This is a genomic window from Actinokineospora spheciospongiae, assembly GCF_000564855.1.
In the GTDB taxonomy this organism is placed as follows: Bacteria; Actinomycetota; Actinomycetes; order Mycobacteriales; family Pseudonocardiaceae; genus Actinokineospora; species Actinokineospora spheciospongiae.
The window spans coordinates 1-12,534 of the sequence record NZ_AYXG01000236.1; the positions used below are offsets into that span (position 1 = coordinate 1).

The 12,534-nt window shown below is 71.5% G+C and carries 9 protein-coding genes; 7 read left to right on the plus strand and 2 right to left on the minus strand.

Translation table 11 applies throughout. The annotated features are described in order from the left end of the window. Positions 1-383: 383 nt before the first annotated feature. From UO65_RS30065 to UO65_RS33850, 5 genes are all read left to right on the plus strand, one after another. The gene (locus tag UO65_RS30065) at positions 384-1,250 is read left to right on the plus strand and encodes a helix-turn-helix domain-containing protein (protein WP_035289407.1); all 867 of its coding nucleotides are present in this window, start codon (positions 384-386) and stop codon (positions 1,248-1,250) included. Next, a complete protein-coding gene (locus tag UO65_RS35235; RefSeq protein WP_084176388.1) occupies positions 1,225-1,404 on the plus strand; it encodes a DUF397 domain-containing protein in 180 nt (59 codons plus the stop codon). The genes UO65_RS30065 and UO65_RS35235 overlap by 26 nt, the downstream gene beginning before the upstream one ends. A 254-nt stretch (positions 1,405-1,658) precedes the next feature. Then, positions 1,659-2,315 (plus strand): hypothetical protein, encoded by a 657-nt coding sequence (locus UO65_RS30075; RefSeq protein ID WP_152552353.1) that lies wholly within the window; start codon positions 1,659-1,661, stop codon positions 2,313-2,315. Positions 2,316-2,352: 37 nt separating this feature from the next. Beyond that, positions 2,353-4,113 (plus strand): GMC family oxidoreductase N-terminal domain-containing protein, encoded by a 1,761-nt coding sequence (locus tag UO65_RS30080; RefSeq protein WP_035289409.1) that lies wholly within the window; start codon positions 2,353-2,355, stop codon positions 4,111-4,113. Positions 4,114-4,128: 15 nt separating this feature from the next. Beyond that, positions 4,129-4,698 (plus strand): hypothetical protein, encoded by a 570-nt coding sequence (locus UO65_RS33850; protein WP_052022005.1) that lies wholly within the window; start codon positions 4,129-4,131, stop codon positions 4,696-4,698. A gap of 462 nt (positions 4,699-5,160) precedes the next feature. Here UO65_RS33850 and UO65_RS30090 read toward each other — a convergent pair whose 3' ends face one another. Next, positions 5,161-5,682 carry a GNAT family N-acetyltransferase gene (locus UO65_RS30090; RefSeq protein WP_035289413.1) on the minus strand — a complete coding sequence of 174 codons (522 nt, stop codon included), beginning with the start codon at positions 5,680-5,682 and terminating at the stop codon, positions 5,161-5,163. Positions 5,683-5,917: 235 nt separating this feature from the next. On the opposite strand from UO65_RS30090, the gene UO65_RS30095 reads away from it, so the two are divergent. Together UO65_RS30095 and metH are read left to right on the plus strand one after the other, a co-directional pair. Then, a complete protein-coding gene (locus UO65_RS30095) occupies positions 5,918-7,294 on the plus strand; it encodes an FAD-binding oxidoreductase (RefSeq protein WP_035289422.1) in 1,377 nt (458 codons plus the stop codon). Positions 7,295-7,633: 339 nt separating this feature from the next. Continuing rightward, positions 7,634-11,278, plus strand: a complete 3,645-nt coding sequence (metH, locus tag UO65_RS30100) for a methionine synthase (RefSeq protein ID WP_233427898.1) — start codon at positions 7,634-7,636, stop codon at positions 11,276-11,278. Positions 11,279-11,326: 48 nt separating this feature from the next. Here the strand turns inward: metH and UO65_RS30105 are convergent, their stop codons facing one another. Next, on the minus strand, positions 11,327-12,358 hold the full coding sequence (locus UO65_RS30105) for a zinc-dependent alcohol dehydrogenase family protein (RefSeq protein WP_035289414.1): 1,032 nt from the start codon (positions 12,356-12,358) through the stop codon (positions 11,327-11,329). Positions 12,359-12,534: the final 176 nt, after the last annotated feature.

Below are 12,534 nucleotides of genomic sequence, written 5' to 3' on the forward strand. Positions count from 1 at the left end.
CCTTCCCCCGCCCTGCCTCACCCCCGAACACCACCCACCTCCGCCCCACGTCCACCCCGGGCAGAACTCACCCGCATCCCACCACACCCCCACCGACAAACCCGCCGCACAACCCCCGAGTTGTCCACACCCCCCAGGGAACCCCCGAATTCCACACTACCGAGGGGGTACGACAGAAATGCGCCGACAAAGCGAGTTGTCCACATGTGGATGGACGTCGGGCAATGTCCGCCGCCGGTGGTAGCTTGCTGCTTCAACGGAGTCCGTTGGGAAAGCGCGGAGTGCCCGCCGAGATAGCCCGGTGTCGCATTACGCGCAACGGGTGATGGACTGGAAAAACCGGTTACGCAGTGACGTAACCGGCCGACAACAGCGGAGTGGGAATGGCGAAGACCCCCAAATCGGTGGTACTGGGCAACGCCCTGCGACAGGCGCGGCTCGGTCGGGACTGGAAGCTGCGCGAGTTCGCCTTCCGACTCAACAAGGACCCGGCGATCCTCTCCCGCTGGGAGACCGGCGAGCGCACCCCCGCCCCCGACCAGGTGGCACGCATCCTGACGGTGCTGGGCGTGGAGGGCGACGAGTACGAGAACATCATGACCCTCGCCTTCGGCACCCACGACCCGCAGTGGATGCCGACGACCCTGCCCGAGCAGCGCCAGCAGATGGCGGCCTACGTCGAGTTCGAGGAGAACGCCACCGCCATCACCGAGGTCAACCCTCTCTTGGTCCCCGGCCCACTGCAAACCCCCGACTACATCTCGGCCATGATGTCCCGCGACGACATCGCCGCCGAGGAAATCCCCGCCCGGGTGCACACGCGGATCAACCGCCAGCACATCCTCGACCGGCAAACACCCCCACAACTCACGGCATTCATCGGCCAAGGCGCGCTCTACCAGAACATCGGCGGCCGACAAACCATGACCGCACAACTGCGCCACCTCGTCGGCATGGCATCCCGCCCGAGAATCCACCTCCACCTGATCCCTTTCGGGGCGGGTTGGCACCCGGGCCTGGAAAGCACCTTCACCCTCATCGACTCCAGCCAGATCAACACCGTGGCCTTCGTCGGAACCCGTCGCACAACCTTGTGGCTGCATCAAGACTACGATGTCAACGCATACAAACGAGCCGTGGAGAAGGTGCGGCAGGTGAGCATGAGTCCTGACGATTCCGCGCGCTTCATCCACGAACTGGCGAACCGAATGGAGACCACAACAGATGTCCCCCCGGCCAACCTGGCGTAAGTCGACCCGCAGCACCAACGACCAGAGCTGCGTGGAGGTCCTGGGCACCCTCACCGCCCTCCGCGACTCCAAGAACACCACCGGCCCCACCCTCACCACCCACATCCCCACCCTGATCACCGCCATCAAGCACAACCACATCCCCCACCCCTGACCGAACTCCGACAGGGTCCAGGCCGCCCCCCCGGCCTGGACCTCGTCCCCGGCCGCCTGAAAGACGAGCACTGTTCAACTGCGACAGGAAACATCCCCGTACCCAGATTCCCTGCGCTTACACCTCAAGACGCACAACACTTCCCACAACCTCAGACCACGTCGTTGTCAACCTCGGGGAACTTCGCCGCGAGCCCTGGAAGACCACCGGATGCCGACCTAATGTCAGCGGACACCCGAGCTGAGGCGGTGTCCATGCCCACCGAAATCAACCGACGAACCATGCTCACCGGACTGGGTTTCGCGGCCGCGTTCACCGCGGTGGGGGTCTCGCTCCCCACCGCGGAAGCCGTTGCCCTGCCCCCGATCCGCGACACCTTCCAGGGCCTGCTGGCGTTCCTGGTCCCCGGTGGTGACCGGTTCTCCCGGCACCAGGGCGTGACCTCCGAGACCACCGGCGGGGTGGACGCCCTCGCCGCGCCCGCGCTGGAGTACACCTACGACCAGGCGATCCCGTACCCGTTGGTGGGCAGGCCGTTCGACCTGAACCTGCCGGGCGCGGCGGCGGTCGCCGCGATCCTCAACATCACCGCGAGCGCGGTGAACCCCGGTTCGAACTTCGGCCCGTTCGCCGCGGCGTTCGCGAACCTGAAGTACGCGGAGAAGGCCGAGGTGCTGCGCCGGTTGGAGCGGCCCGGCCTGGCCGACGGCACCCCGGTCCGGTTCCTGATCAACACCATCCCCACCCTGGCCGCCTTCGCCGTCTACTCCGAGGCGCCGGTGTTCGACCGGACCACCCACCAGCTCACCCGGCGGCCGGTCGGCTGGGACCTGTCCGGCTACGCCGGGGTCAGCGACGGGTGGGCGGAGTTCCAGGGCTACTACCGCGGCGTCGACCGCGTCACCGACTGAGCTGATCGAGCCGACCGAGCTGATTGAAGGAGTGCAGATGCGCGACGTGGTGGTGGTCGGGTCCGGCGGCGGCGGCCCGGTGGTGGCCAAGGAGCTCGCCGGTCGTGGCCTGGACGTGCTGGTGCTGGAGGCGGGTGCCCGGCACCTGCGCCCGGAGCAGGAGTGGACCCGGCTGGAGGACGACGCCAACAACCCGATCACCGGCGTGCTGCGGGTCGGGCCGTCGAGGCGGTCGGAGGCGCCGTGGCTGCGGGACTTCCCGCAGAACTCCTTCGTCTGGCAGATCGCCGGGGTGGGCGGCACGACGCTGCACTACTTCGGCAACTGCCCCCGCCCGCCCGCCGGGGTGTTCGCGGGCTACGACGGGCCGGACAAGGCCGAGTACGACACCGCGCACCTGTTCCCCTTCGGCTACGACGAGTTCCGCCCGTACCTGGAGTGGGTGGAGCAGACGCTGCCGGTGCAGACCGCGCCCATGGGCACCAAGGAGTCCTTCTTCTTCCGCGGCGCCGAGGGGCTCGGGCTGGCGCACCAGACGACGAAGGACGTGCACGGCCCGGCCTACCGCGCACAGGAGAACTGCATCCTGCAACCGCAGGGCACGGCGGGCCGGACCAACGACCGCCTGCAACTGCTCTACCCGGACGCGCAGGGCTGCACGTTCTGCGGGCACTGCTTCCAGGGCTGCGTCGAACCCCGGCAGGCGCCGCGCAACCTCAAGGCCCGCCGGTCGACGGACAACTCCTACGTGCCGATGATGCTCACCGCCGACGCGTGGTCCCAGGGCGGCAAGGCGGCCGAGCTGATCACCGACGCGTACGTGGTGAAGGTGCTGATGTCCAACGGTGAGGCGCGCGGGGTCGTCTACCGGACGCCCGACGGCGCGCTGCACACCGTGGAGGCGAAGGTCGTGGTGCTCTCCGGCGGGTGCGTCGAGAACCCGCGGCTGTGGTTCAACAGCGGCCTGCCCAACCCGAACGACTGGGTGGGGCGCGGGTTGACCGAGCACCACCTGGACTGGGTGTTCGGCGAGTTCGACTCCTACGTGGGTTCCTCGCGCGGCGCCGGTTCCAACGTCCGCTGCGACTTCCCCGGGTACGGCGGGGTGGAGAACGTCTGCCTGCCGCCCGCCCTGCAGAGCTTCGCGATGACCTTCAGCGACTCCGGCATCTCCGGCGTCTACGACAACGACAGCGGCGTGGGCCCGCAGGGCGCGGACACGCTCGGGCGGCTGGTCGGCAACGACCTCAAGGGCGCGCTGTCGAAGGTCGACAACCTGCTGACCGCGCTCGTGGTCACCGACGACGACGTGCAGGCGGACAACCGGGTGACGCTGTCGTCGGTCCTGCCCTCCGACGAGCACGGCCGGGTGGCGCGGGTGGAGATCCAGCACCGCAAGCGCACCGCCCGCACCCGCCGCAACCGCGACTTCCTCGCGGCCCGGTCGGTCGAGCTGATGCGGGCCGCCGGGGCGCGCGCGGTGCACCGGATGGACTGGGCGCCGCTGCTGCTGCACGTCCAGTCGAGCATGCGGATGGGCCTGGACCCGGCCACGTCCGTGCTGGACTCCGACGGCCAGGCGCGCTTCGTGCCGCGGCTGTTCATCGCGGACAACTCGGCGCTGGCGAACTCGGCCGGCGGGGCCAACCCGACGCTGACCAGCCAGGCCCTGGCCACCCGGACCGCGGAGAAGATCTTCCAGACCTGGTTCGGCGGGGACCCGTGGGTCGCGGCGGAGTCTCCCACCTCCTCGATCGACGACCGGGTGACGGCCGCGGTGCTGGACCGGGGCCTCTAGGGCACGATGGCGCCCATGAGCGAGCACGACGACCAGCAGGACGAGCACGACCACCCGCACGCCTACACCAGCACCTACGTGCTCGACGGCGAGCCGATCACCTGGGTGTTCCACGACCACGACGGCGACTGGCGGGTGCTCGGCGACACCGAGGTCACCAGTGACGACGAGGGCGTCATCACCCACATCGAGGACCTGCTCAAGCTCGACCCCGGCCTGGCCGACCTGATGACCCTCCCCGTCGGCCACGCCGCCGAGCGGGCCGTGGTGGGCGCGGCCTGGGAGATCAGCGAGCAGTCCGAGGACGACGAGTTCGACGGCGACCGCGCCTGGACCACCCAGCCGGTCCTCGACGGCGAACCCGTCGTCTGGATCTTCCACGACGAGGACGGCGAGTTCCAGTTCTTCGGCGAGACCGAGATCGACCTCGACGACGCCCGCGTGGTCGAACTCGCGGTCCTCGTCGACCGCGACACCACCCTGCCCGACCTGTCCACCATCCCCATCGGCCACGCCGCCGAGCGCGAGACGCCCACCTCCCCGTGGACCGTCGCCCCCTTCGAACCGGAGGACGAGGAGGAGTAGCCCTCCCCGCCCCCTGGCGCGTCGCCGCCCTTCTCCGCGGCGGCGACGCGCCCCCGCCCCGAATGGCTTCCCACCCGAGGCGGGGGCACTGGGGCCCCAGGGTTGCCCGCTCCCGGCAGGACAAGCGCCCCGTCCACCTGATCCGCCGATCGAGCCCGAGCCTCACCCGACTGTGCGCAACCAACCCCCTTCGTTTCACCTGCCGTACCGAACCCCTGCTCCACCCCCGACCGCGCAGGAGTTCCCGCCCCCGCCAGGGACCCCCGTGGCAACCCCCTCTGCACCCACAGCCGACGCCTGCCCACAGCCGACGCCTGCTCACAACCGACCTGCACCCACGACCGACACGGGTGCACGACCAGCACGCACCCGCCCCCACCGCCAGTCCACAGTGGACAAGCCCCGGGGGACCCCCGATTTCAACTCAACCACAGGGCACCGACAATCCGGAACCGCCGGCCCTCAGCCTGTGGACAACACCCGTTGCGACAGCACGCACCCCTCCCAGCCGTTCAGGTCGAACCGCGACTCCTCGACGAACCCGGCCGCCCGGTAGTAGTGCACGAGCCGGTCGTCCACCCCGGCGAAGCAGTCCACCCGCAGCACCGGCAGCCCCAGCCTGCGCGCCTCCGACACCGCCAGGTCCAGCAGCGTCCGCCCGATGCCGTGCCCGGCGAACCGCCGGTCGACCACCAGCAGCGTCACGTAGAGCTGCGGCCCGCTCGCGGGTGGGATGTGCGCGGGCGCCGCCGGCTGGAGCATGATCGCGCCCACCGGTTCGCCCGCCACCTCGGCCAGCCACACCATGTGGTCCCGCACGATCTTCGTCACCCGCGCGGGCCGCTCGGACAGCGGCCGCTCCCCCCACTGCCCGGCCCGGCCGCGCGCGACCAGCCAGTCGACCGCGCCGTCGAGCATCGCCAGTACGGCGGGCAGGTCGGCGAGGCCGCCGCGGCGGAGGTCGGTCGCCACCCGCTCCGGCATGCTTCCCCTCTCCCTCAACACATCCACGTAAGCCAGTGTTCCCCCGGCGCGCCGGGGAGGCCGCTTCGGACGGTAACGCGGCTCCCGTCCCGCGTACACCCCCGACCCGAACGGCGGCGGCTCCCATACACCGCCCCGCCCGCACCCGGCAAGGCCCGACCGGGCACTGTGGACGAATGAAGGGGCTGTGGATGGTTCGACGCACGATTCCGCGACTGCCCATAACGTGGACGGCATGACAGCAGCACCGGTCCTCGAACGGCTCCGAGCCGCACTGCCCGCGGGCACCCTCCTCGACGACACCGGCGGCCACCGGCACGACGAGGCGGAGTGGGCCCCGCACGGCACCCCGGCCGCCGTCGTGCGCGCCCGGACGACGGCCGACGTGCTGGCCACCGTCCGCGCCTGCCTCGACACCGGCACCCCGCTGGTCCCGCGCGGGGCGGGCACCGGGCTCTCCGGCGGCGCGAACGCGGTCGAGGGCTGCGTGGTGCTGACCACCGAGGCCATGACCGCCATCCGGGAGGTCGACCCCCAGGAGCGGCTGGCCGTGGTGGAGCCCGGCGTGGTCAACGACGTGCTCCGGGCGGCGTGCGCGGAGCAGGGCCTTTGGTACCCGCCCGACCCGGCCAGCGCGCCCTGGTCGACCATCGGCGGCAACGTGGCGACCAACGCGGGCGGGGTGTGCTGCGTCAAGTACGGCGTCACCCGCGACTACGTGCTCGGCCTGGAGGTCGTCACCGGCACCGGCGAGGTGGTCCGGCTCGGTCGGCGCACCGCCAAGGGCGTCGCCGGGTACGACCTGACCGGCCTGGTGGTGGGCTCGGAGGGCACGCTCGGGGTGATCACGGAGGTCACCGTGCGCCTGCGCCCGGCCCGACCACCCGAGCACACCGTGGCCGGGTACTTCTCCTCCGCGGTCGACGCCGGGCGGGCGGTGGCGGCGGTGGCGCAGGCGCGGCTGACGCCCTCGGCGCTGGAACTGGTCGACCGGCACTGCCTGGCGGCGGTCGACCAGTGGAAGGACATGGGCCTGTCCGTCGACGCCGAGGTGGTGCTGCTCGCCCGCACCGACGCGCCGGGGGTGGCCGGGGAGCAGGAGGCCGACGCGGTGCTGGCCTGCTTCGAGCGCTCCGGGGCGACCTGGGCGGCCCGCTCCACCGACCAGGCCGAGGCCGACGCCCTGTTCGAGGCGCGCAGGCTGGCCTACCCGGCGCTGGAGCGGCTCGGGCCGGTGCTGACCGAGGACGTCTGCGTGCCGGTGGCGGCGGTGCCGGAGATGCTCGCGCGCATCGAGGCCGCCGCGACCGCGCACGACACCCTCATCGCCAACATCGCGCATGCGGGCGACGGGAACCTGCACCCGCTGCTCATCACCCCGCCGGGGGACACCGCCGCCCGGGAGCGGGCGCGGGCGGCGTTCGAGCGGATCATCGGCGACGCCCTGGCGCTGGGCGGCACCGTCACCGGCGAGCACGGCGTGGGCCTGCTCAAGCGCGGTGGGCTGCGCGCCGAGCTGTCCCCGGCCGTGCTGGCCATGCACCGCGCGGTGAAGGCGGCGCTCGACCCGCGCGGCATCCTCAACCCGGGCAAGGTCTTCGATGTGCGCTGACCAGGGGCCCGCCGAGCGGGTGGACGCCGAGTGGTGGCCTCGGCACCGGGAACAACGCCGTCTTGCTCTCGCGTTGCACCCGGGGCGACAGGCTGGTCCCGCCACCACCGAGGACGACGATTGGGGCGGGCCGTGCGGGCAGACGTGAGCGGGATCGAGGCACCGGAAACCGCCGGTCGCGCGCGGTCGGTGTCCGAGGTGTGGATCGCCACCCACCCGGAGGACCCGGCCTTGGTAAAGTCGATGCCCGGGTCGAGAGGCGCTGCGACGGGGGTCACCCCGCCACGCTCGTCCCGCGAAGCAGTCGGCAAGGGCGTCTCCAACAGGAGAGGTGGGCCATTGGCAACTCCGTCGAGCGCCACGACAACTACCGGTGACCGGACTCGTGCCCTCGAGGAACTGCTCGCCCAGCGGGTGGCGGTCCTCGACGGTGCGTGGGGCACCATGTTGCAGGGCGCCAAGCTCAGCCCGGAGGACTTCCGGGGCGACCTGATCGGCGCGGACCACCCCAAGGACGTCACGGGTGACCCGGACCTGCTGAACCTCACCCGCCCCGACGTCATCCTCGACGTGCACCGGCAGTACCTGGCCGCGGGCGCGGACATCACCACGACCAACACCTTCACCGCCACCAGCATCGGGCAGGCCGACTACGGCCTGGAGCCGCTGGTGCGCGAGATGAACCTGGCGGCGGCCCGGCTGGCCCGCCAGGCCGCCGACGAGGCGGGCGGCCGGTTCGTCGCCGGGTCCATCGGCCCGCTCAACGTCACCCTGTCGCTGTCGCCGAAGGTCGAGGACCCGGCGTACCGCGCGGTGACCTTCGACCAGGTCAAGGCCACCTACGCCGAGCAGATCGCGGCGCTGGCCGAGGGCGGGGTCGACCTGCTCATGATCGAGACGATCTTCGACACGCTCAACTGCAAGGCCGCCATCGCCGCCGCCCGCGAGGTCGCCCCGCAGCTCCCGCTGTGGATCTCGGTGACCATCGTCGACCTGTCCGGCCGCACCCTGTCCGGGCAGACCGTCGAGGCGTTCTGGCGCTCGATCGCGCACGCCGAGCCGCTGGTCGTGGGCGTGAACTGCGCGCTGGGCGCGGCGGAGGTGCGCCCGCACGTGGCCGAGCTGGCCCGCTTCGCCAACACCTTCACCGCCTCCCACCCCAACGCGGGCCTGCCCAACGCCTTCGGCGGCTACGACCAGACCCCGGCCGAGATGGCGGCCCTGATCGGCGAGTTCGCGGGCAGCGGCATGGTCAACGCCGTCGGCGGCTGCTGCGGCACCACCCCCGCGCACATCGCCGCGATCGCCGAGGCGGTCAAGGGGATGCCCACGCGCGAGGTGGCGCGGCCGGAGCCCGTGACCCGGTTCAGCGGGCTGGAGCCGTTCGCCATCGGCCCGGACACCGGGTTCGTGATGATCGGCGAGCGCACCAACGTCACCGGCTCGGCCAAGTTCCGCAGGCTGATCGAGGGCGACAACCACCAGGCCGCGGTGGACGTCGCCCTTGAGCAGGTGCGCGGCGGGGCGAACCTGCTCGACGTCAACATGGACGCCGACCTCCTCGACAGCGAGGCGGCGATGGTGACGTTCCTGAACCTGATCGCCACCGAGCCCGAGGTGGCCCGCATCCCGGTGATGGTCGACAGCTCCCGGTGGAGCGTGCTCGAGGCCGGGCTCAAGTGCGTGCAGGGCAAGGGCGTGGTCAACTCGATCAGCCTCAAGGAGGGCGAGGAGCCCTTCCTGGCCCAGGCGCGCACCATCCGCGACTACGGCGCCGGTGTGGTGGTGATGGCCTTCGACGAGAAGGGCCAGGCCGACACCACCGAGCGCAAGGTCGACATCTGCGCCCGGGCGTACAAGCTGCTCACCGAGGAGGTCGGGTTCCCGGCCGAGGACATCATCTTCGACCCGAACGTGCTGGCCGTGGCCACCGGCATCGAGGAGCACAACGGCTACGCCAAGGCGTTCATCGACGCGCTCCCGCTGATCAAGGAGCGCTGCCCCGGGGTGCGGATCAGCGGCGGCATCTCGAACCTGTCGTTCTCCTTCCGCGGCAACGACGTCGTCCGCGAGGCCATGCACTCGGCGTTCCTGTTCCACGCCGTCACCGCCGGGCTGGACATGGGCATCGTCAACGCGGGCCAGCTCGCGGTCTACCAGGACATCCCGGCCGAGCTGCTGGAACTGGTCGAGGACGTGCTGTTCGACCGGCGCCCCGACGCCACCGACCGGCTGGTCTCCTACGCGGAGAACGTCAAGGGCAAGGGCACCAAGCGCGTGGTCGACCTGACCTGGCGCGAGGGCACGGTCGCGCAGCGGCTGGAGCACGCGCTGGTGCACGGCATCGTCGACTTCGTCGAGGAGGACACCGAGGAGGCCCGCCTGGTCGCCGCGCGCCCGCTCGACGTGATCGAGGGCCCGCTGATGGACGGCATGAAGGTCGTCGGCGACCTGTTCGGCGCGGGCAAGATGTTCCTGCCGCAGGTGGTCAAGAGCGCCCGGGTGATGAAGCGCTCGGTGGCCTACCTGGAGCCGTTCATGGAGGCGGAGAAGGAGAAGGCCCGGCTGGAGGGCCGCGAGGAGGCCGTGCGCGGCCAGGGCAAGGTCGTGCTGGCCACGGTCAAGGGCGACGTGCACGACATCGGCAAGAACATCGTCGGCGTGGTGCTGGGCTGCAACAACTACGAGGTCATCGACCTCGGGGTGATGGTGCCCGCGGCCACCATCCTCGACACCGCGGTCGCCGAGGGCGCGGACGCGGTCGGCCTGTCCGGGCTGATCACCCCGTCGCTGGACGAGATGGTCGGCGTGGCCACCGAGATCCAGCGCCGCGGCCTCAAGCTGCCGCTGCTCATCGGCGGCGCGACCACGTCCCGCCAGCACACCGCGGTGCGCATCGCCCCCGCCTACGACGGCACCACCGTGCACGTCCTCGACGCGTCCCGCGTGGTCGGCGTGGTCTCGGACCTGATGAACAGCGACCGCGCGGAGCTGCTGGCCGCCGAGACCAGGGTCGACCAGGAGAAGCTGCGCGTGCAGCACGCCAACCGCCAGCACAAGGCCCTGCTGACCCTCGCGGCGGCCAGGGCCAACCGCGAGGAGGTCGACTTCGCCGACCTGCCCACCCCCGCGTTCACCGGCGTGCGGGAGGTGTCCCCGACCATCCCCGAGCTCCGCGAGATGGTCGACTGGACCTTCCTGTTCCTCGCCTGGGAGCTCAAGGGCAAGTACCCGGCCATCCTCGAACAGCCGGTGGCCCGCGAACTCTTCGACGACGCCATGGCCCTGCTGGACCAGATCATCGCCGAGGGCTCCTTCACCGCCCGGGGCTCCTACGGCTTCTGGGCCGCCCACAGCGAGGGCGACGACATCGTCCTCCCCGAGGTGGGTGTCCGCTTCCCGATGCTGCGCCAGCAGACCGAAAAGCCCGAGGGCAGGCCCAACCGCTGCCTGGCCGACTACGTGGCCCCCGGGGGTGACCACCTGGGCGGTTTCGCCGTCGCCATCCACGGCGCCGACAAGCTCGCCGCCGAGTACGAGGCCAAGCAGGACGACTACAAGGCCATCATGGTCAAGGCCCTCGCCGACCGCCTCGCCGAGGCCTTCGCCGAGTGGATACACCTCAAGGCCCGCCGCGAGTGGTTCGAACCCGACGCCACCCCCGACCTGGCCGACCTGCACGCCGAGCGCTTCCGCGGCATCCGCCCCGCCCTCGGCTACCCCGCCAGCCCCGACCACACGGAGAAGAAGGACCTCTTCACCCTCCTCGAAGCCGAATCCCACGGCATGGGCCTCACCGAGTCCTACGCCATGACCCCGGCGGCGGCGGTCAGCGGCATCATCTTCGCCAACCCCGCCTCCCGCTACTTCACCGTGGGCCGCATCAACCAGGACCAGGTCAAGGACTACGCCGAGCGCAGGCAGATGCCGGTGGGCGAGGTCGAGCGCTGGCTCCGCCCCAACCTGTCCTACGAGCCCCGCTGATCCCGATCGCGTGGCTGTGCCCCCGGGCCTCCCCCGGGGGCACAGCCATCAGGCCGCTCCACCCGCACGCGACGGTTCGATGATCGTCACCCCGTTGCCCGGGGCGGTGTCCATGGCGGTCAGCGCGGCGGGCGCCTCCACCAGCGGGAGGTGGCGGGTGATCATGCGATCCACCGGCAGCCGACCCGAGGTGACCAGGTCCAGCAGCGCCGGGTAGGCGTGCGCGGGCATCCCGTGGCTGCCCAGGACCGCCAACTCGTAGGCGATCACCCGCCCCATCGGAACCGGCGGGTCGGTCGGCAGCAACCCCACCTGGACGTGCCTGCCGCGCCTGCGCAGCGAGTTGATCGACCCCGCACACGTCACCGCACTGCCCAACGCGTCCAGCGACAGGTGCGCACCACCCCCGGTCACCTCCACCACCTCGGCGGCAGAACCCGCGACGGCCTCCGCACCCAGGTGCCGCGCCAGGAGCAGGGCCTGCGGGGAGATGTCCACGGCCACCACCCTGGCCCCGGCCGCCACCGCGACCGCGACGGCCGACAACCCCACCCCGCCACACCCGTGCACGGCAACCCACTCCCCCGGCGCAACCCGCCCCTGGGCGACCACCGCCCGAAACGACGTGGCGACCCGGCACCCCAGGCCCGCCGCCACGTCGAACGGCACCCCGGCGGGCAGCCCGACCAGGTTGACCTCGGCGTCGTCGATCGCCACGTACTCCGCGAACGACCCCCAGTGGGTGAACCCGGGCTGGGTCTGGCGCTCGCACACCTGCTGCGCCCCCGCCGCGCAGGCCGGGCAGCGCCCACAGGCGCAGACGAACGGAACCGTGACCCGGTCCCCCACCGCCCACCCGCGCACGTCAGAACCGAGCTCGGCAACGGTGCCCGCCAGCTCGTGGCCGGGCACGTGCGGCAGCGCGATCCCCGGATCGTGCCCCTGCCACCCGTGCCAGTCACTGCGGCAGAGACCCGTGGCACCCACCTGGATGACCACCCCACCACGGGCAGGTGTCGGATCAGGCACCGACCGAACCGCGACGGGCCCGGCGAACTCCTCGAACAGCACAGCACGCATGGGCAGAACGCTACCCAGGCGAACACGGCCCCGCGCCGGGCGCGGACCGCAGGCCCAGCCACCAGCCACCCCGAACCCCAGCGCAGCCGCCGACCACCCGCCGACCACCGGCCAGGCGGCCCGCCACCAGCAGCCCCACCGGGCGCAGCGAAACCCGGCCACCCAACGAACCGGCG

Excerpts from the sequence above, each read along its gene's own strand:
- UO65_RS35235 (WP_084176388.1), top strand. The coding sequence starts at position 1,225 with ATGTCCCCCCGGCCAACCTGGCGTAAGTCGACCCGCAGCACCAACGAC.
- UO65_RS30065 (WP_035289407.1), top strand. The coding sequence starts at position 384 with ATGGCGAAGACCCCCAAATCGGTGGTACTGGGCAACGCCCTGCGACAG.
- UO65_RS30090 (WP_035289413.1), bottom strand. The coding sequence starts at position 5,682 with ATGCCGGAGCGGGTGGCGACCGACCTCCGCCGCGGCGGCCTCGCCGAC.
- UO65_RS30095 (WP_035289422.1), top strand. The coding sequence starts at position 5,918 with ATGACAGCAGCACCGGTCCTCGAACGGCTCCGAGCCGCACTGCCCGCG.
- UO65_RS30105 (WP_035289414.1), bottom strand. The coding sequence starts at position 12,358 with ATGCGTGCTGTGCTGTTCGAGGAGTTCGCCGGGCCCGTCGCGGTTCGG.
- UO65_RS33850 (WP_052022005.1), top strand. The coding sequence starts at position 4,129 with ATGAGCGAGCACGACGACCAGCAGGACGAGCACGACCACCCGCACGCC.
- UO65_RS30075 (WP_152552353.1), top strand. The coding sequence starts at position 1,659 with ATGCCCACCGAAATCAACCGACGAACCATGCTCACCGGACTGGGTTTC.
- UO65_RS30080 (WP_035289409.1), top strand. The coding sequence starts at position 2,353 with ATGCGCGACGTGGTGGTGGTCGGGTCCGGCGGCGGCGGCCCGGTGGTG.